Origin of the sequence: Methyloversatilis universalis FAM5, assembly GCF_000214035.2 — a bacterium.
Classification (GTDB): Bacteria; Pseudomonadota; Gammaproteobacteria; order Burkholderiales; family Rhodocyclaceae; genus Methyloversatilis; species Methyloversatilis universalis.
Genome location: NZ_AFHG01000052.1, coordinates 367,368 through 386,160, shown reverse-complemented (window position 1 = coordinate 386,160; position 18,793 = coordinate 367,368). Strand labels below are relative to the sequence as shown.

The following is an 18,793-nucleotide window of genomic DNA, read 5'->3' as shown; positions in this document are numbered from 1 at the left end:
GCATCGGACCCGGGACGCCGTCCTTCGCCCGGGCACGCGGTTTGTTACCAAGCGCAAAACACCCTTACAAAGAGCGGTCGGATTCATTCACGCGGGCATGCGTTACTTGCACGCGTCGTCCCCGAGAGGACAGCGCTCACCCCGTGAGGAGAAACAGATGAATACCCAGGCCCATACCGCCCCCGCCCGTTCGCTGCACCCCGCCCTGTGGGTGGCGGCGGTTTCGGTGACCGCCTTCAGCGCGGTCGGCATCGCGAAACTGACCGGCGTGATGGACCCGCGGCCGGCCGAACCGGCCGTGGTCGCCACCGCCGCCGCACCGGTCGCCACGCCGCCCGCGCCGGAAGCCCCGGTCGCCGCCGCGGCGCAGACAGTCGCGCCGCCGCCCGCCGCAGCAGCGCCGGACAGCGCTCCGCGCAAGCCGGTCGCCGAACGGCGCACGCACAGCAAGCCGGCGGTGCATCACGCGCCGGCGGTGGCCAGCGAAGAAGACGCGCCGCGCACGGTCAAGGTCGCTGACCGGCGCTACGACCCGGGCATCGATGTGATTCCCGCGCCGGTGGCAGGCAGCACCCTGCCGCCGCCTCCGGTGGCCGAACGCGCACCGGCGCCAGTCTGCGCCGACTGCGGTCAGGTCGAATCGGTGCGCGAAGTGAAGGCGCCGGCCGATCCGAGCGGCCTGGGCGCGGCGGCCGGCGGCGTGGTCGGCGGTCTGCTCGGCAATCAGGTCGGCAAGGGCAGCGGCCGCACCATCGCCACCCTGATCGGCATCGCCGGTGGCGCCTATGCCGGTCACCAGGTCGAAAAGACCCAGCGCACCGTATCGCGCTGGGAGGTGGGCGTACGCATGGAAAACGGCGAATACCGGACGGTGTCGCTGGACAGCGCGCCGGTCTGGCGTACCGGTGACCGGGTAAAGCTGCAAGGCGGCCGTCTGCTGGCGGCGGACTACTGAACCGCCTGCCTTCCCGTCCTATTAAGATGACCCCTTCGGGCGCTGCACGGCGCCCGTTTTTTTGGACACGGAAATGAACGAGGCCGCAGCGCCGCTTGCGCGGCCTGCGGCCTCTTCCTGACGGCGCGGCGGTCGGGTGGTGCGACCCTGCGGGCCTCAGGCGGCGATGCGGAAGCGGCTCACCTGCTCGCCCAGCTGGCCGGACAGCGCCGCCAGTTCGTTGGCCGACTCCGCCACCGATGCCGCGGCACCGGCGTTCTCTTCCACGATCTGCACGATCTGCTCCACCCGCTGGGCCAGATCCTGGCTGGCGATCGCCTGTTCCTTCAGCCCGCCGGACACTTCGCTGATGGTGCCCACCACCCGCTGCGCATGGACGTCGATGTCGAGCACCTTGGCGCGCCCCTGTTCGGCGGTCTGCAGACCTTCATGCACGCGCAGCACCGTGGCCTGCATCTGCCCGGCCACGTCACTGGCGCCGGACTGGATGCGCCCGACCATTTCAGCGATTTCCTTGGCCGAGCGGCCGGACTGTTCCGCCAGCTTGCGCACCTCATCGGCCACCACCGCGAAGCCGCGCCCCATTTCACCGGCACGGGCTGCCTCGATCGCGGCATTCAGCGCCAGCAGATTGGTCTGGTCCGCCACGTCGCGGATCACATGCACGATGCGGGTGATGTCGGCCACTTCTCCGCCCAGCGCTTCCGCGCGGGCAGCACTCTGTTCGATGCCTTCAGTCACCTGACGGATCTGGTCCACCATGCGGCCGATGTCGCCGGCCCCCAGGGAGGCGTGATGACCGGCCACCCCCGACTCGGAACTCGCTTCGGCGCTCAGTTCGCTGACATGAGTGATCGAGGTGGACATTTCCTCCAGCGAGGCGGCCATGGAGGCCGCCAGTTCGGCCTGGCTGTCGGCCGACGCGCGCACCTGCTGGGTGGCGCCGGACAGGTGCTGGGCCGATTGCCCCAGCTTGCCGGTGGCGTCGCCGATGGCGCGCACCATGGTGCGCAGCGCATTCTGCATGGACTGTACTTCGCGCAGCAGCTGGGCCAGCTCGCTGTTGCCCTCGGCACGCACGTCCTGGGTCAGGTCTCCGGCGGAAATCCGCTTCACCGCAGCCAGCGTCTGGCTGAGCTGGCTGCCCACGCTGCGGGTGATGGCGAACCAGACGCCGAAAGCGATGGCGATCACGATCACGCCGGCCGCAATCACCACCTGCTTCAGGCTGGCCGTCGCACTCTTCATCTGTTCGAGCGCCACGCTGTTCCGGGCGCGGGTGAGCTCGCGCATTTCGCGGGTGGACGCATTGATCGCCTGCGCAGCCGGCGCATGCGCGGTGTGCAGCAGTGCGTTGGCGTCCTGATTACGGTTTGCGAAAGCGTGCTCGGCCACCTGATCGGAAATCCGGCGGAATTGCGCAAGATGCTCGGTCAGCCGGGCCATGGCCTGGGTCTCTTCGCCGTCGCTGCCGGTGCCGCTGGACACCAGCGCAGCCAGCCGTCTGTTCGCCGCGTCCAGTTCGGCGTAGCTGTCCTTCAGCAATTCACGCACCTGGGACATTTCGGCATCGCCGGTTTCGATGATGCCGCTGCGCAGATTGACCCGCACGCGCTGGACCGCGGCATTCAGGTCGGCAATCGCCTCGACCTCGGGCTGCGTGCGCTCGTCGATGTCACGCGCCAGATCGGCCATGCTGGAAGCACGCAGCGCAATGAAGACGGCCACGAGCGCGAAAATGACGGCAATCAGGCCAAAGCCAAGGGCCAGACGCGCCGAGATACTGAGGTTCTTCATACTGTCTCCGGGAAGTAACCTGTTACCAAAGTAATACGCACCAGTGTGAACGGCCCGCCGGGCGAGGACTTGAGCGGACACACCCTGAAAACCACAAGAACCTTGGGGTCAATGGACACACGGCGCGCGCGGCCGCCTGCCGGTGGGCAGGAGCGAATGACCGGGAGATGGCGCGGGCCTGCGGTCCGCGACCGGTTACGGGGATGCCGGGTTCAGGCCGCTTCCAGCGAGGCGGCGATCCGTTGCAGGTCCATCAGACTGATCATGCGGGCGTCGTCGGCACCGCCCACCATGCGATGGTCAAAGGCGTGCAGCCCGGCGGCGGCAGATGCCTTCCGGCCCTCGCCGCGCGGCGGCTGCGCCTGGTCTATCGACACCAGCCGGGACACCGAAAAGCCGACCAGCGCGCCCTCGTGCTCGACCACCAGTACGCTGGCGGAGGGCGACAGCGGCGGAACCGGGCGGCCGAAGATCGAACTGAGACACCAGGTCGGAATGCTGCGGCCGCGGCTGACCACCAGGGCGGCACGGCCCGCGGCAGCGCTGCCCAGCGCCTCGTCCGGACACCAGGGCAGGATTTCAGCGATCTGTTCGATCGGTGAAGCCACTTCCACGCCGATGTCGTAGGTGATCACCCGCTGCGCCGGCTGCGCGGCCCGGCCATCGGATTCCCGCCGGTCGGTCGCACCCGCCACCGGCGTGTTCAGCGCCGCCAGCCCCTGCAGCATCGGGTGACCGATCAGACGCGTGTCATCCAGCAGCAGATAGAACCCTTTCTGGCGCGTGACCGCGCGCACCGGATGCGCGGGCAGCACATCCAGCGACAGCACGCCGGCGAACAGGTCCGCCTCGGGCAGCGCGGCACGTGAAGTACCTGCGGTACAGGCCAGGTCGGTACGCACCACGTCGACCACTTCCTCGATCAGCATGGCGACCTGGCCGCGGTCGAGATCGAGCACCAGCGCCTGGCGCAACCGTTGCGCAGGCAGGGCGTCGAAACCGCAGAACGCGGCCAGATCGAGCGCCGGAATCTTCCGCCCTGCGTGTTCGATCACGCCGTGACAGCAGCCCGCACTCAGCGGCGACGCCTGCAGCGGCGGGTCGAGCAGCGTCGCCTGGACGTGGACGGATGGCAGCGCGAAGGACAGATCGCCGGTACGCACCAGGATCAGGTGCACGGCCGCTTCCGCGTGCCCGGCAGCGGCAGGCGCCGTTTCACCGCGCGGATCGATCACGCGCGGCACGCCGGGCAATGACGCGAGCGCGTCGACCGACAGCACGCTGACCAGGGAGGCGTCGTCCGGGCGCCGGAAGGCACCGGACAGCAGCGAGGGCTCGCCCGCCGCCTGACTCAGGCGGCTCAGCCCGGACTGTTCGCACTCGAAAATGCCGGTCACGGTGTCGGCCATCAGGCCCAGCAGCTGCCCCTCGCTCAGCATGACCACGATGTTGCCGGCGCCGGCACTCGGCGCATCGGCGGCATTGATCAGGCGACCCAGATCGATCACCGGGAGCACGGTACCCCGCAGGTCCAGCCCGCCGACCACGCAGGGGGCGGCGCAAGGCAGTGCGCTGAGCCCGGCGCACGGCACCACCTCGCGCAGGGCCGCCAGCGGCAGGGCCAGCTGCAGCGGACCGCGACGGAACACGCCGTAGCCGGTTGCGCTCACGTCAGTGGCTCACGTCGCGGGCGAGCGCCTCGATCAGCGACGACACCTCGTCAGCCATCTGCCGCTGCCGCTGCGTGGATTCTGCGATCTCCATGACACTGAAGGCGGTGGCCTGCACGCTGCTCATGATGCCTTCGAAGCTGCTGGCTGCCGACTTGCTGACTTCGGCGCCCTGGTTCACCTGCACGACCGAGGATTCGATCAGCGACGAGATCTCCTTGGCCGCGTCGGAACTGCGCTCGGCCAGCTTGCGCACTTCGGCCGCCACCACCGAAAAACCGACGCCGTGCTGTCCCGCGCGTGCAGCCTCGATGGCGGCATTGAAGGCAAGCAGATTGGTCTGGTTGGCGATGTCGCCGATCACCCGCACGATTTCCGACACCTTGCTGGAACTGGCCTGTATGCGGTCGATCGACGCCATCGACTGATGCACCGCCCGGTGACCCGCTTCGGCGGCAGCGGCCGACTGGCTGGCGGTTTCCGACGCGCTGCCCGAACTGCCCGCGATGGCGCCGATGCTGTCGACCAGCGCACGCACACTGACCATCATTTCACTGGATTTCGACGTGATGCGCTTTTCCAGTTCGACTTCCTTCGTCACGTCGTAGGCGTACTTCACCACCTTCATCACCCGGCCGCCGAGGTCGAAGATCGGGTTGTAGGTGGCCTGGATGTAGACGTCGCGGCCGTACTTGCCGACCCGGTGAAAGCGTCCGCTGACGAACTGGCCTTCGTTCAGGCGCAGCCAGAAGTCACGGTACTCGCGGCTCTGCCGGTACTCGTCACTGCAGAACATGCTGTGATGCTGGCCCTGGATTTCGCGCAGGGTGTAGCCGATGGCGGCGAGGAAGTTGCGGTTGGCGCTGACGACGTGGCCGTCCAGATCGAACTCGATCACCGCCTGGCCCAGATCCATCGCCGCCACCTTGGCCTGGAACTCGGCATTGCGCAGCTTGGCCTCGGTCACGTCGGTGGCGAACTTCACCACCTTGACCGGGCGGCCGCGCGGGTCGAATACCGGGTTGTAGGAGGCCTGTATCCACACCTCGCGACCGTCCCGCCCGATGCGCCTGTACTCGCCGGAACTGAATTCGCCGCGCCCCAGGCGTTCCCAGAACGCCTGGTACTCTGCGGAGCCTGCCTGCTCCGGCGCGACGAAAGTGCGGTGATGCAGGCCGCGGATGTCCTCCATCCGGTAGCCCATCAGATCCAGGAAATTCTCGTTGGCGCTCAGGATGGTGCCGGCAAGATCGAATTCGATCACCGCCTGGCTGCGGTCTATCGCCGCCAGCTTGCCGGCGTCGTCCGCCAACCGGCGTCGGCGCTCGGTCACGTCCATCGCGAACGTCACCACCCGCACCGGTCGCCCGCCACCGTCGCACACCGGGTTGTAGCTCGCCTGTATCCAGACGGGCCGACCGTCGCGCGCGCAGCGGAGGTATTCACCGCGGTCGCACTCGCCGCGCCCCAGTTTCTTCCAGAAGTCGCGATAGGCCGGCGTATCCGCCTCACCCTCGGCCACGAACATGCGGTGATGCTGGCCGGCCACCTCGGCTGCTTCATAGCCGAGCAAGGAGAGGAAGTTTCGGTTCGCACTCAGTATGTTGCCGTCGAGGTCGAATTCGGCCACCGCCTGACTGCCGTGCAGTGCCGCCAGAAGAAAGGCGTCACTGCCGGTCGAGTCGTTCATTTCCAGCGTTTCGCCGGCCTCTGCGACCTGTTCGGTCATTCCGCTGCTGCGACCCACCATCGTTTGCCGCTCCCTGAATGAGCGGCTCAAGCGGCCGCCGCGTGCTTTTCCCATGACCAGGGATGTCTAACGGCGGCGTCATATGCACACTTGAGGTGCATGCGGGGAAAATAACCACGTATTCGCATCGCCCCGGGAAGGTCCGGACTAACAATTCATGTCTATCGGACTGGGAAACAGGGAGGTGAAGCGCGGAGCTGCCGACTGGAACAGTTGTTGATGAAGGCGACAATACGCGACTGAGGAGGGGCGGCTGCCAGCGGGGCGGTGGGCGCAGCGCTCAGGTCGCGTCGCGGGCAGGCCCGCCGGTCGGGTTCTCGTCCTCCCGCTCCGCGGCATCGGCACCCGGATCGAGATCGGGCGGCACCGGCAGATCACCCGGCGCCCGCGGCACTTCGCCGCCCCGGGCAAAGGCTTCGTTCAGCTGATAGACGTAGGCCAGCACCTCGGCCACCGCGCGAAACAGCCGGGCCGGGACTTCCTGCTCCAGTTCGCAGTGCTTGTGCAGTGCGCGCGCCAGCGGCGGAGCCTCGACCAGCGGCACGCCATGTTCGGCCGCCAGCGTGCGGATGCGCAGCGCGACCTCGCCTGCCCCCTTGGCCACCACACGCGGCGCGCCGCCCCTGGCCGCTTCATAGCGCAGGGCCACCGAATAGTGGGTCGGGTTGGTCACCACCACGTCGGCCTTGGGTACGTTGGCCATCATGCGGTTGCGCGCCATTTCGCGCTGCTGCTGCCGGATGCGCCCCTTCACCTGCGGATCGCCTTCCTGCTCCTTGAACTCCTGGCGCGCCTCCTCCTTGGTCATCTTCAGTTCGGAGTGGTAGTGCCAGAGCTGGAAGGGCACGTCGATCGCGACGATGAGACCCATGCCGGCCACCAGCATCAGCGTTGCGGTGATGATGAGATCGCCGGTGGCGCCGAGCGCGATGTCGATCGGCGCGCCGAACAGGGCGAACAGCTTTTCGTGGTCGCGCATGACCACCCACACCGCCACGCTGCCGACCAGGGTGGCCTTGCCCACGCCCTTGGCCAGTTCCACCGCTGCGGTGGAGGAAAACATGCGTTTGAGCCCGGCAGCCGGATTGAGCTTCGAGAACTTCGGTTCCAGCGCCTTGGGCGCGAAGTTCCAGCCCGCCATCAGGAAGGGCGAAATGAAGGCCGCCACCAGCAGTGCGATGAACAGCGGCGCCAGCAGGACCAGACCGTCTATCGATCGGTCGATCAGCAGCGTGAACATGGCGGCCGGATCGAAGATGGCGCGCCGGTCCACCGTCAGGCCGTCGCGCAGCAGCTGGGCGCTGCGCGGCCACATCCACCCGGCCAGCGCATACATGCCGGCCACGCCGGTGATGGTGACGAGAAAGGTCGCCAGTTCGCGCGAATTCGGCACCTGGCCTTCTTCGCGCGCCTGTTCCAGTCGTCGCTGTGACGCTGGTTCGGTTTTTTCGAGATCGCTTTCTTCTGCCACGTGCGCAGATCCGGAGGGGCAACCATCACATGATGCCGCGCCACACGCCGCGGCAATCGACGGAACAGCGGGTCAAGCGGCCCTCATCTGTGCCGGTGCCAGCCGCAGCGGTCGCGCCACCAGGCGCGTAGACACGGAATTTTGCTCAATCCGAGGCCGCTTCATGGCGTAAACAAGAGATTGATGTAAAAAAGAGCGCACGCGCGGGACGCCATCCCGCCCCAAGGAAGGCCATGCACGAATCAAAGACCGGTCAGTCCGGATCTGCACACCGCCCCGACCCCGCGGTGTGCGCAGCAGAAGAATCAGCCCCGCCCAACATCGCCGGTGCGCCGGAACACTTCCGGGCCATCTTCGAATCGTCGGACGACGCCATCGTCAGCAAGACGCTGGACGGGCGCATCACCAGCTGGAACGCCGGTGCCACCCGCATGTTCGGCTACAGCGAGCAGGACATGCTGCACCAGCCGATGCTCAGGCTGTTCCCGCCCGAGCGCGTGGCGGAAGAGGACTTCATCCTCGACAAGATCCGTCACGGCGAGAAAGTCGACCACTACGAGACCGAGCGGCTGCACCGCGACGGTCGGCGCATCCACGTATCGGTATCGGTGTCTCCGGTGCGTGACGCAACCGGCCGCATCATCGGCGCCTCCAAGATCGCGCGGGACATCACCGCGCAGAAGGACGCAAATGCCCGGTTCAGACTGACCGCCAGCGTGTTCAGCCACACCAGCGAAGGCATCGTCATCGTCGATCCGCACGGCCGCATCGTCGACGTGAACGAAGCCTTCTGCCGGATCACCGGCTTCGAGCGGCCGCAGATCATCGGGCGTACGCCCGACATGTTCGCATCCAGCCGGCAGGGACCGGCCGAATTCGAAATCATCCTGAACGCGCTGGCGCAGACCGGTCACTGGCAGGGCGAAGCGTGGAGCCGCCGGCAGGACGGAGAAAGCTTCGCCAGCCTGGTCAAGATCAGCGCGGTGCGCAACGAGCAGGGGCAGACGCAGAATTACGTGGTGCTGGTAAGCGACGTGACGCCGCTGCGCCGGCAGCAGGAAACGCTCGAACATCTGGCGCACTTCGACGCGCTGACCGACCTGCCCAACCGGCTGCTGCTGTCAGACCGTCTGGTGCAGGCGATCAATGCCAGCCGTCGCAGCGACGACTGGGTGGCGGTGCTCTACCTCGATCTCGACGGATTCAAGGCGGTGAATGATCGCCTCGGGCACGACGCCGGCGACGAACTGCTGGTACTGCTCGCGCGCAGGGTGAGCAGTCAGCTGCGGGAAACCGACACGCTCGCCCGCATGGGCGGCGACGAGTTCGTCGCGGTACTGGTCGGACTGCGCAATCACAACGAGTGCGTGCAGCTGGTCGACCGGGTGCTGCGGGTATGCACCGAGCCCTTCTTCGTGAAGGGCGAAAGCGTGCAGGTGTCCGCCAGCATCGGCGTGGCGCTCTACCCGCAGGACAACGTAGACGCGGAACAGCTCATCCGGCATGCCGACCGCGCGATGTACGAAGCCAAGCAGGCCGGCAAGAACCGCTACCACCTGTTCGACCCCGACCTGCACGAGCGCGCGCGCTCACGCAGCGAACAGCTGGAGGACATCGCACGCGGGCTGCGCTGCGGCGAATTCGAACTGTTCTACCAGCCCAAGGTGAACATGCGCAGCGGCCAGGTCATCGGCGTGGAAGCGCTGATCCGCTGGCGTCATCCGCAGCGCGGCCTGCTCTCGCCTGCCGCCTTCCTGCCGCAGACCGAAGGTCATCAGCTGGCCGCCGAACTGGACCGCTGGGTACTCGATCAGGCCCTGAACAGGATGGCGGTCTGGCGCGCCCAGGGTCTGGATGCGCTGACGGTGAGCGTGAATCTGAACGGCCGCAACCTTCAGCAGCGCGGCTTCGCCGAAGCACTGGCCGCAACGCTGGCCAGCCACCCGGACGCGCCTCCCGAACGGCTTGAACTGGAACTGCTCGAAACCAGCGCGCTGGACGACATCAATGACGTCGCGGTGGTGATGCAGGACTGTCACCGGCTGGGGGTGCGTTTCGCGGTGGACGATTTCGGCACCGGCTACTCGTCGCTGGTGTATTTGAAACGCCTGCCTGCGGAAACGATCAAGATCGACTGCAGCTTCGTGCGCGACATGCTGGCCGACCGCGACGATCGCGCCATCGTGCAGGGCATTGTCGGCCTGGCGCACGCCTTCGGTCGGGAACTGATCGCCGAAGGCGTGGAAACCGTGGCGCACGGCTGCGCGCTGCTGGCCATGGGCTGCGAACAGGGCCAGGGCTTCGGCATCGCGCGGCCGATGCCGGCGGAGGATCTGGCGGCCTGGATCGCCGGCTGGCAGCCGCCGACCGAATGGACCGCAGCGCCGGCAGCGAAATGAGCACCGCGTAAACGACAGCGGCCCGTCCGCAGACGGGCCGCTGACACCGTGCGACTTCAGCGTTCAGTTGGAGCCGCGCAGGCCCTGCCGCAGCGAGGTCTGCAGCGAAGAGGTTTCGCGGTGCAGCGCCATCAGGCGCTCGGACAGCGCCAGCAGATAGTCTTCCATCATGCGCGACAGTTCGCGCAGCGACTGATTGGGCGAACCGGCCATGGCGCGGTGCGCGTCGATGCGCACCTGCAGGTCGCGCAGCACCGCCTGCTTGTCCGGCGGGCAGGTATTGATGAATTGTTCGATCACGCGCCGTCGCTCCGCGAAATAGGTCTGGGGGTCGGAATGAGCCAGCTCTTTCCAGACGTCAAAATCGAAGTCCTGCTCAGGATTTTTCGACACTCGGTGTCCTCGGCCGTATCGGTCTTGCTACGGCGATTGGAACAGACAGTCGGCGCATTCAGCGCGGCAGGGTTTCACGCGCGGCGACCAGCCGGGCCGCCTGTTCGACACCCTGATAGGCGAGCTGGCCGGCGAGATCCGGGCACAGCGCGTCGGTGTGCACCATGTCCAGCGTGGTCTGCACCCATGCGCGCACTTCCTGGGCGCGCATGAACAGACCGCGCGCCTCTTCCTCGCCCGCGGCACCGGCAAGATTCATCGCCGCCACCATGGCTTCGCTGCCCAGCGTATCGATGGCGTCCATCAGACGCATGATTTCGGCGTGGTGAGCCTGCACGCTGGCGGCGGGCAGCATGGCTGCAGCGGGAAACGGGGACGAAATCGGCTGGATCAGGGTTGCTTCGGCCATGATGGGACTCCCTCTGGATCGATCGGCGAAGTGCCGGTTATGTCTTCTTATCGACGGGCCCGCAGGACTTCTTTAGGGGCAGAGAGATTGCGAGGCGAACTTCCAGAAAACCCAGTCTGCAAAAGGAAAAAGCCCGTCCGGCTTGCGCCTGGACGGGCTCGCTGAAACGCGTCTGAAACAGTGTCGGTCAGGCGGCGCGGGCCACGTTGCCGAGCAGGCTGGAGCGGGACACGCCGCGGGTGTCGCCCATCGAGCCGAGCAGTTCCTTCATGTCGAGGATGAGCACGATCTGACCGTTGGACAGCGTGGTCACACCGGCCACGCCCTTCGGGCGGAAATCGTCCAGGCTCTTGATCACCGCGTCCTCGCGGCCGGCGAAGTTGTCGATCGCCAGGATGAAGGACGACTCGGCCGACTGCATCAGCACGCCGTACTGCGGATGGTTCTTCTGCGGCCAGCCCAGCAGGCGGGCCAGCGGCAGCACCGGCATCACCTCGCCGCGCACCACCATGGTGGCGCGACCGCCGACTTCCTGGATGTCTTCCTGCTGGATCGGCAGGATTTCGCGCACCATCGACAGCGGCACCGCGAAGTGCTGTTCGGCCAGACGCACCAGCAGCACCGGCAGGATGGCCAGCGTCAGCGGCAGCGAAATCACGAAGGTGGTGCCCTTGCCCTGCACCGAGCGGATTTCGATCGAGCCGTTCAGCTTCTGGATATTGGTCTTCACCACATCCATGCCGACGCCGCGGCCGGACACGTCGGACACCGTGGCGGCGGTCGAGAAACCGGGCAGGAACACCAGGTTCAGGCTCGCGCGCTCGTCCAGCGTGTTCGCTTCCTCGTCGGTGATGAGACCCTTCTCCAGCGCCTTGGCACGCAGGCGTTCGGCGTTCATGCCGCGGCCGTCGTCGGCCACCATGATGACGATGTGATCGCCTTCCTGGCGCGCTTCGAGGCGCACGACCGACTTGCCGGACTTGCCCTGAGCCATGCGCTCGTCCGGCGTTTCCACGCCATGATCGACCGCATTGCGGATGAGGTGGATGATCGGGTCCGACAGGTCCTCAATCATGGTCTTGTCGATTTCGGTCTCTTCACCGACCAGCGCCAGTTCGACGTCCTTGCCCAGATTGCGGGCGAGGTCGCGGGCGATGCGGGGGTACTTCTGGAACAGGCGGCCGATCGGCTGCATGCGGGTTTTCATCACCGCGTTCTGCAGATCGGACACCAGCAGATCGAGCTGACTCACCGCGGCGTCCAGCGCGTGGAGCGTGTCGCTGTCGCTCTTGCCGGCCAGAATGTCGGCGCGCAGCGAGGTGAGGCGGTTCTTGGTCAGGCCGATTTCGCCCGACAGGTTCAGCACCTGATCCAGACGCGAGGTATCGACCCGGATCGAGTTGTCGCGGCCCTTTTCGGCGTCGCGACGGCCGGTCGGCGCCGGTGCGCCCGGACGGTCGCCGGCGCGGCGGCCGAAGGCGGCATTGACCACGGCGGCCACTTCACCATCGTTGGCCGAACGGGCGGCGGCCGGTTCGGGCACGGCCTGCGGCGCGGACGGCACGACACCGGTCACCGCCTGATGCAGGGCCACCCAGTCGGGTTCGCTGCCGACCGGTGCCGCCGGTGCGGACGGCATGGCCCGGGCGACCGGCGCAGCCGGAGCGGCCACGGATTCCTTGGCAGCGGTCAGTTCGCCGGCCAGCGCCGAACGCAGGCGGCTCATCACGCCGGCGTCAGCCGCCGACGGCTGCATGCCGCGTTCGAGCGCGCCGAACATGTCGCGCACGATGGCGGTGGCGTCGAGAATGACGTCCATCAGCACCGGCGTCACGTTCATTTCGCCATTGCGCAGCTTGTCGAACAGGTTTTCGGTCAGGTGGCAGAGCGCAACCAGCTCGTGCGCATTCAGGAAGCCCGCACCGCCCTTGATGGTGTGGAAGCCGCGGAAGATCTCGTTCAGCAGCCCGCGGTCGCCCGGGGTCTTTTCAAGATCCACCAGCTTGTTATCCACGCCGGACAGCAGGTCGGTTGCTTCGACCAGAAAGTCCTGCAGCAGATCTTCCATGCCCTGAAAGTCACTCATGTTTCGCTCCTGTGGCAGCGGCCGCTCCCGGCCCCTGCCCGACTGCACCTGTTGTCACGGTCCCGGCATTCATCCGATCTGCCGGCCGTCCCTGTTCGTGCTGTTGTGGGCGTTCCGCTCAGAAGCCGAGGCTTTCGAGCAGATCGTCGACCTGTTCCTGGCTGGTGACCACGTCGTTGCGACCTTCGGCATTGATCACCGGCCCGTTGAGCAGCCCTTCCGGCGTCGCGGCGCGCTTTTCCGCCGGCATTGCCTCGATCAGCACCTGAAGCAGACCGCTCTCCAGCTTTTGCGACATTTCTACGATTTTCTTGATGACCTGACCGGTCAGGTCCTGAAAATCCTGCGCCATCATGATTTCGTTCAACTGTGCGCGGGTGTCGCGGGCAAAACCCGGCACATCGCCCAGGAAGCCGCGGGTTTCGGTCGCCAGGGCCTTGAACTCCTCGACCGACAGTTCGTTGCGGTACAGCTTTTCCCAGCGGTCGTGCAGCAGGCTGGAGCGCTTCTCGATGTCGTCCTGCATCGGAATGGCGACGTCGGTGGCGTTCAGCACGCGGCTGGCCGCGTTCTCGGTCATCTGCGCGACGTAGTTCAGTCGGCTGCGCGCATCCGGCATCTGCTGCGCGACATCCTCCAGCGCGTGGTCGTAACCCAGTTCGCGCAGCGTGTCGTGCAGCTGGCGGGCCAGATGCCCCACCTTGTTGAACACCATTTCGCAGCTGTGATCGCTGTCCTCGTGCGACTCGACATGGGTCGCGGCGTATTCGCCGGCCACGGTGTCGAACAGCGCTTCAAGGTCCGGGGTGTCGCCACCGGCGGTCAGCACCGGTTCCGGCACCACTTCCAGCCTTACCTTCTGCGGCGTCTCGTTGGCAATGCTGTCGAACAGCGCCTGCAGATCGTCGGAATCGCCGGTCTCGTCAAGCTTGAGCTTCTTCACGGTTCGTTCTCCCGATTCAGCCTCAGGCGGCTTTCTGGTTCATCTTCTCGAAAATCTTGTTCAGCTTTTCGCTCATGGTGCCGGCGGTGAAGGGCTTCACGATGTAGCCCGACGCGCCCGCCTGCGCGGCTTCGATGATGTTTTCCTTCTTCGCCTCGGCGGTGATCATGAGCACCGGCAGCGATTTCAATGCCGCATCGGCCCGGATCGCACGCAGCAACTCGATGCCGGTCATGTTCGGCATGTTCCAGTCGGTCACCACGAAGTCGAACTCTGCCGCCTTGAGTTTCTGCAGCGCGATCACGCCGTCCTCGGCCTCATCGACATTGGTGAAACCGAGTTCCTTGAGCAGGTTGCGCACGATGCGGCGCATGGTCGAGAAGTCGTCGACAACGAGAAATTTCATCTTGGGATCAGACATGGGTGACTACCTCTCTCAGGCTTTATGTGTTGCCAGCAGCGGACGCAGCGTGTCGGCGAGCACCTCGGCATCGAACTTCGCCACATACGCATCCACCCCGACGCTCTTGCCCATCGCCCGGTTGGCTTCCGAAGACAGCGATGAGTGCATCACCACCGGAATGTCGGCAAAACGCGGGTCGTTCTTGATGTTCCGGGTGAGCACATAACCATCCATCTCCGGCATTTCGGCGTCAACCAGAATGAGGTCGATCTCGTCGGTCAGCGGGTTGCCGGTGGCCGACGAATGCGCGGCCATGCCCTGGAGCCGGGTCCAGGCTTCGGCGCCGTTGGTGGCGTGCTTGTGGCGGATGCTCAGCTTGTCCAGCACTTCGGCGATCTTCTTGCGGGCGACCGCGGAGTCATCGACGAAGAACACATTGGGCTGGTAATTGCCGCCCAGAGGCGGAATGTCGCTGATCGCGGCTTCGCCGAAGGTGCCGGCCATGATGCTTTCGACGTCCAGGATGGACACCAGGCGGCCGTCGTCCAGTTCGGTGATGGCGGTGATGTAGAGCTGTTCGCTGGTGACCACCGATTCCGGCGCACGGACGCGGTCCCAGTCGACGCGGATGATGCGATCGACTTCATGCACCAGAAAGCCCAGTGTGCGCTTGCTGTACTCGGTCACCATCATGGCGCCGCCCATGCCTTCGGGCGCACCGTCCAGATTCATGATGCGGGCCAGCGACAGCACCGGAATCACGTTGCCGCGCAGCGAAATCAGGCCTTCCACGCCACCCGGCATATTGGGCGTCGGGGTGACGGTCGGCGTGCGGCTGACCTCACGCACCTTGAAAACATTGATGCCGAACAGCTCGTGCGTGCCGAGCGAGAACAGCAGGATTTCCATCTTGTTCGAGCCCGCCAGCTTGGTACGGGCATCGACCTGTTCGAGCAGGTTCTGATCGGTTCTGTCCATCGTCTGTCTCCAGTCTCGTTCAGGCGGCGGCACGGTCGCCACCGCTGCCACGGCGAATCAGGCGGCTGATCGTTTCCGCCAGACGCTGTGCCTCGAACTTCGAAACGTATTCATCCACGCCGACCGAACGGCCCAGCTGCTGGTTGGAGCCGGAGGACAGCGAGGAATGCATCACCACCGGAATGCCGGCGAAGCGCGGATCGGCCTTGACGTGCTTGGTCAGGATGTAGCCATCCATTTCCGGCATCTCGATGTCGGTCAGGATGATGTTCACCAGATCGCTCACCTTGCGGTTGCTCGCTTCGGCGTAGGCGGCAACCTTCTTCAGCTCGGTCCACATCTGGGCGCCGTTGATTGCGCCCACGTAGCGGACGCCCATCAGGTCCAGCGTGCGGGTGATCTGGTTGCGGGCCACCGGGGAGTCATCACAGAAGAACACGGTGGCGCCCTCGATGCCCAGCGGCTCGATGTCCTTGAACGCGAGGTCGTTGTCGATGTCCGCGGTTTCCGAGAGGATCTTCTCGACGTCCAGCATCATGACCAGACGACCGTCAGGCAGCTCGGTCACCGCGGTGACCAGACCGCCCAGATTGGCGGTCAGCATGGCCGGCGGCACCCGCATCTGCGACCAGTCCAGGCGCAGGATGGTATCGACCGACTCGACCAGGAAGCCCTGGGTGTGGCCGTTGTATTCGGTCACGATCATCACGTCGCGCGGCGTTTCGCTCGGGAACTGCGCGAACTTGGCCAGATCGACCACCGGCACCAGTGCGCCGCGCAGGCTCACCATGCCTTCGACCGCCGGCGGCATCTCGGGCGCGGCGGTGACCGGCGGCGTGCGCATGACCTCGCGCACCTTGAACACGTTGATGCCGAAGGTTTCGCGCTTCCCGGTGCGGGAATCGACGCCGAGCGAAAACATCAGGATTTCGAGCTTGTTGGTGCCCGCGAGCTTGGTGCGGGCATCGATATTCTTGAGCAACTCTGACATGTCGGCCTCGTCTGTCTGGTCTGTCGCACGAAAACAACCGCGATGAGCTGTGTTAACGGCAACGCCTGAACAGTCTTGAACCCCCTGAAGCAAATTCCGGAAAGGGCATTCAGCCCGGCGGATCAAGGGCTTGCCGCGGCCCGGACACGTTGTCCGGAACGGTTTTCAGCGTCCGGACGCTGTGCGCAGAAAGGATGGAAAACAGTGAAAAATCAGACCTGAATTTCAACAAGCTGAGACAGCACATGAAAAGGCCGGAGACATCCTTCGATGCTCCGGCCCCGTTCAGTACATGTCTGGCCTGGTGGGCCGGAAAGCTCAGACGCGGAAGCGGGCGCCCGCCTCTTCCAAGCTCATCGCCAGGGCACGCAGGTGCTGGGCCTCGTTCGCCATCGAGGAAATGGCGCTGCTGTTTTCTTCGCTCATCTGGGCGATCTGTTCGACCGACCGTGCCACGTCGTGGCTGGCCGTGGTCTGCTCGCTGACCGACTCGGCAATGCCGGCGATGCCCTGGGAAGTCGAGGCCGCCGCGTCGGCCGCACGGCCGAGTGCGCCCACCACCTGGGTCAGCTGGCTGCGCGAGTTGTCGATCGCCGACACGCCACGCTGCACCACCGCTTCGACGCTGCCCGCGCGTGCGTCGAGCGCGCGCGTCACTTCCTCGATCTGCTGTGCCGACACCGCCGACTTCTCGGCCAGCTTGCGCACCTCGTCAGCCACCACCGCAAAGCCGCGGCCCTGTTCGCCAGCGCGTGCCGCCTCGATGGCGGCGTTCAGCGCCAGCAGATTGGTCTGTTCCGCGATGTCCTTGACCTGACGGGTCATGTCGCCGATGGCGCGGGTGCTTTCGATGAAAGCGCCGGCCGCCTGCGAAATCTCGCCCACGACGTGACCGACCGCATCCAGTTCGCTGCTCACCGCATCGATCGCGCGGTGGCCCTGGGTGGCTTCGTCACGGCTCGCCTCGGCGTGGCGGCGCATGTCCGCCGCGCTGTCCGACACGCTGTTGATCGACACCGACAGTTCCTCGATGGTGGCCGCCATGGCCGACGCGTACTGGCTCTGGCTGGTCGATGCTTCGCTGATCTGCTGGGTGGCGCTGGCCAGCGTCAGCGTGACCTGGCCCACTTCGCCGGCCGAAGATTTGACCCGGGTAATCAGCGTGGCCAGACCATCGGCCATGCTGTTGAAGCTGCGGGCGATGTCGCCCAGCTCATCCTGGCTGTCAACGCTGATGCGGGCGCTCAGATCACCGTCCGCCAGCTTTCTGCCGCCCTCGATCATGCGGACGATGTTCTGTTCGAGCGAGGCGTAGAGGCCGAGCGCCAGATAGGACGAAATCAGCAGGCCGGCGACCAGCGCCGCGATGGTCACCACGAGGGCGGTGTTCATGTCATGGGTGTGGCCGTTCATGCTGGCGTCGATCGCATCCAGCAGGGTCTGCGACACCTTGAGCGCGGCGTCCACCGGCTTGCTGGCCTGGGCAAACACCTCGGGCGCGGCCACGTCGAACTGCTGACGGATCACGATGTTGTCGAGCATGGGCGATACCGCTGCATAGCTTTCGCGCAGATGTTCCACCTGCGCAGCCACCGCGGCAGCGTGAACGGGGCTGCGCAGCTTGACCCGCTCGACCACGCGATCCATCTCGCTGATGCGGCTATGCACCAGCTGCATCAGCGCGCCAAGCTCGACCGAATCCTCGAGCGACGCACTCTTGCGGGCGCTGACCGCTGCGGCACGGCCGCGCAGACGGGCCAGATATTCGATGGTGTGCGGCGCCACGGTCACCGCCGCGTCATTGAGGGTGTAGGTGTCCTCGAACGGGTCAAAGGTCATGCCGGTGTTGTCCGACACGACGCGGAAATCGTTGAGCAGCTTCTCGACCAGCGCGCTGTGCCGCCGGAAGTTGTCACCGCCGCTGCCCTGCATCTGCTGGCGCACCGCGGTCCACTCCTGCTCGATGCCGTCGATGCGGGCTCCCTGCTTGAGCAGGGCGGGGTTGGCCTGATCCAGCGCACGCAGCTGATTCAGCCCCTCCTTCACCTCGGCCGCCTTGGCATCGACCTTGGCGGTCAGGCTGGCGTCGCCGTTGAGCAGGGTGGTCGACAGGCCGCGGTGCTGCTGGATGGACCCCATCACATGAAGCAGCACGCGCAGATAGCCGGCGCCGACCCGCTCGTTCTCGAGCAATCTGAGCGTATCGATCCGGTTCATCGTCAGGGTCGTCGCCAGGGCGATCGACAGCACCAGCAGGATGCCCAGCACCAGGGCCATCTTGGGGCCGAAACGCATGCGCGACATCAGGGCGCGGGCGGGATACAGCAGGGCGTTCATAACAGTCTCCAGATGGACGGGCATCGTGTACCCGCTGCACTGCCGGCGTGCATCGGTATTCAGGCCGACCGGATGCCCGGCGTCGCATCGCATCCAGTCCGGACGCCCCGTGAGCAGGTCAGAGGCGCCCGCGTCCACATGAACATCAGTTCATTTTTACGGCTGGAGGGGAGAAAGATTGAAGGCCTGCCGGGCCCGCCGCTCGTCGGCT

Annotated in this window: 14 protein-coding genes; 2 read left to right on the top strand and 12 right to left on the bottom strand. The window is 65.9% G+C overall.

The genetic code is table 11. The features are described from left to right. The first annotated feature begins 157 nt into the window (after positions 1-157). Entirely contained in the window at positions 158-955 is a 798-nt protein-coding gene (locus tag METUNV1_RS12800) for an outer membrane lipoprotein (protein WP_008062395.1), read from the top strand. A 156-nt stretch (positions 956-1,111) separates the two neighbouring features. On the opposite strand, the gene METUNV1_RS12795 is transcribed toward METUNV1_RS12800, so the two are convergent. The 4 genes from METUNV1_RS12795 to flhB form a co-directional block, all read right to left on the bottom strand. After that, on the bottom strand, positions 1,112-2,752 hold the full coding sequence (locus METUNV1_RS12795; RefSeq protein ID WP_008062394.1) for a methyl-accepting chemotaxis protein: 1,641 nt from the start codon (positions 2,750-2,752) through the stop codon (positions 1,112-1,114). A 212-nt stretch (positions 2,753-2,964) separates the two neighbouring features. Further along, a complete protein-coding gene (locus METUNV1_RS12790; protein WP_008062383.1) occupies positions 2,965-4,422 on the bottom strand; it encodes a chemotaxis protein CheW in 1,458 nt (485 codons plus the stop codon). A 1-nt stretch (position 4,423) separates the two neighbouring features. Beyond that, positions 4,424-6,151 (bottom strand): methyl-accepting chemotaxis protein, encoded by a 1,728-nt coding sequence (locus tag METUNV1_RS12785; protein ID WP_197315209.1) that lies wholly within the window; start codon positions 6,149-6,151, stop codon positions 4,424-4,426. Positions 6,152-6,452: 301 nt separating this feature from the next. Next, positions 6,453-7,643 carry a flagellar biosynthesis protein FlhB gene (flhB, locus tag METUNV1_RS12780; protein WP_008062379.1) on the bottom strand — a complete coding sequence of 397 codons (1,191 nt, stop codon included), beginning with the start codon at positions 7,641-7,643 and terminating at the stop codon, positions 6,453-6,455. Positions 7,644-7,930: 287 nt separating this feature from the next. Between flhB and METUNV1_RS12775 the strand changes: the two genes are divergently transcribed. Further along, the gene (locus METUNV1_RS12775) at positions 7,931-10,042 is read left to right on the top strand and encodes a putative bifunctional diguanylate cyclase/phosphodiesterase (protein ID WP_008062377.1); all 2,112 of its coding nucleotides are present in this window, start codon (positions 7,931-7,933) and stop codon (positions 10,040-10,042) included. Between the two features lie 63 nt (positions 10,043-10,105). On the opposite strand, the gene METUNV1_RS12770 is transcribed toward METUNV1_RS12775, so the two are convergent. From METUNV1_RS12770 to METUNV1_RS12735, 8 genes are all read right to left on the bottom strand, one after another. Continuing rightward, entirely contained in the window at positions 10,106-10,435 is a 330-nt protein-coding gene (locus tag METUNV1_RS12770) for a DUF3135 domain-containing protein (RefSeq protein ID WP_008062375.1), read from the bottom strand. 58 nt (positions 10,436-10,493) lie between these two features. Beyond that, on the bottom strand, positions 10,494-10,844 hold the full coding sequence (locus METUNV1_RS12765; RefSeq protein WP_008062373.1) for a hypothetical protein: 351 nt from the start codon (positions 10,842-10,844) through the stop codon (positions 10,494-10,496). 187 nt (positions 10,845-11,031) lie between these two features. Further along, complete coding sequence (locus tag METUNV1_RS12760; RefSeq protein WP_043359906.1) at positions 11,032-12,912, bottom strand: chemotaxis protein CheA; 1,881 nt, start codon at positions 12,910-12,912, stop codon at positions 11,032-11,034. Between the two features lie 136 nt (positions 12,913-13,048). After that, positions 13,049-13,873, bottom strand: a complete 825-nt coding sequence (gene cheZ, locus METUNV1_RS12755) for a protein phosphatase CheZ (protein ID WP_008062369.1) — start codon at positions 13,871-13,873, stop codon at positions 13,049-13,051. Positions 13,874-13,895: 22 nt separating this feature from the next. Then, positions 13,896-14,294, bottom strand: coding sequence for a chemotaxis response regulator CheY (cheY, locus tag METUNV1_RS12750; RefSeq protein WP_008062367.1), 399 nt, complete (start codon positions 14,292-14,294; stop codon positions 13,896-13,898). 15 nt (positions 14,295-14,309) lie between these two features. Then, positions 14,310-15,254: a chemotaxis protein gene (locus tag METUNV1_RS12745; RefSeq protein ID WP_008062362.1), complete on the bottom strand. Its 945-nt coding sequence runs from the start codon at positions 15,252-15,254 to the stop codon at positions 14,310-14,312. Positions 15,255-15,273: 19 nt separating this feature from the next. Then, positions 15,274-16,245 (bottom strand): chemotaxis protein, encoded by a 972-nt coding sequence (locus METUNV1_RS12740; RefSeq protein ID WP_008062360.1) that lies wholly within the window; start codon positions 16,243-16,245, stop codon positions 15,274-15,276. A 318-nt stretch (positions 16,246-16,563) separates the two neighbouring features. Next, on the bottom strand, positions 16,564-18,582 hold the full coding sequence (locus tag METUNV1_RS12735) for a methyl-accepting chemotaxis protein (RefSeq protein WP_008062359.1): 2,019 nt from the start codon (positions 18,580-18,582) through the stop codon (positions 16,564-16,566). Positions 18,583-18,793 lie beyond the last annotated feature (211 nt).

Bases quoted from the DNA above. Each gene is read 5' to 3' on its own strand.
- METUNV1_RS12800 (WP_008062395.1), top strand. From the start codon at position 158: ATGAATACCCAGGCCCATACCGCCCCCGCCCGTTCGCTGCACCCCGCC.
- METUNV1_RS12795 (WP_008062394.1), bottom strand. From the start codon at position 2,752: ATGAAGAACCTCAGTATCTCGGCGCGTCTGGCCCTTGGCTTTGGCCTG.
- METUNV1_RS12785 (WP_197315209.1), bottom strand. From the start codon at position 6,151: ATGACCGAACAGGTCGCAGAGGCCGGCGAAACGCTGGAAATGAACGAC.
- METUNV1_RS12765 (WP_008062373.1), bottom strand. From the start codon at position 10,844: ATGGCCGAAGCAACCCTGATCCAGCCGATTTCGTCCCCGTTTCCCGCT.
- METUNV1_RS12760 (WP_043359906.1), bottom strand. From the start codon at position 12,912: ATGGAAGATCTGCTGCAGGACTTTCTGGTCGAAGCAACCGACCTGCTG.
- cheY (WP_008062367.1), bottom strand. From the start codon at position 14,294: ATGTCTGATCCCAAGATGAAATTTCTCGTTGTCGACGACTTCTCGACC.
- METUNV1_RS12745 (WP_008062362.1), bottom strand. From the start codon at position 15,254: ATGGACAGAACCGATCAGAACCTGCTCGAACAGGTCGATGCCCGTACC.
- METUNV1_RS12740 (WP_008062360.1), bottom strand. From the start codon at position 16,245: ATGTCAGAGTTGCTCAAGAATATCGATGCCCGCACCAAGCTCGCGGGC.
- METUNV1_RS12735 (WP_008062359.1), bottom strand. From the start codon at position 18,582: ATGAACGCCCTGCTGTATCCCGCCCGCGCCCTGATGTCGCGCATGCGT.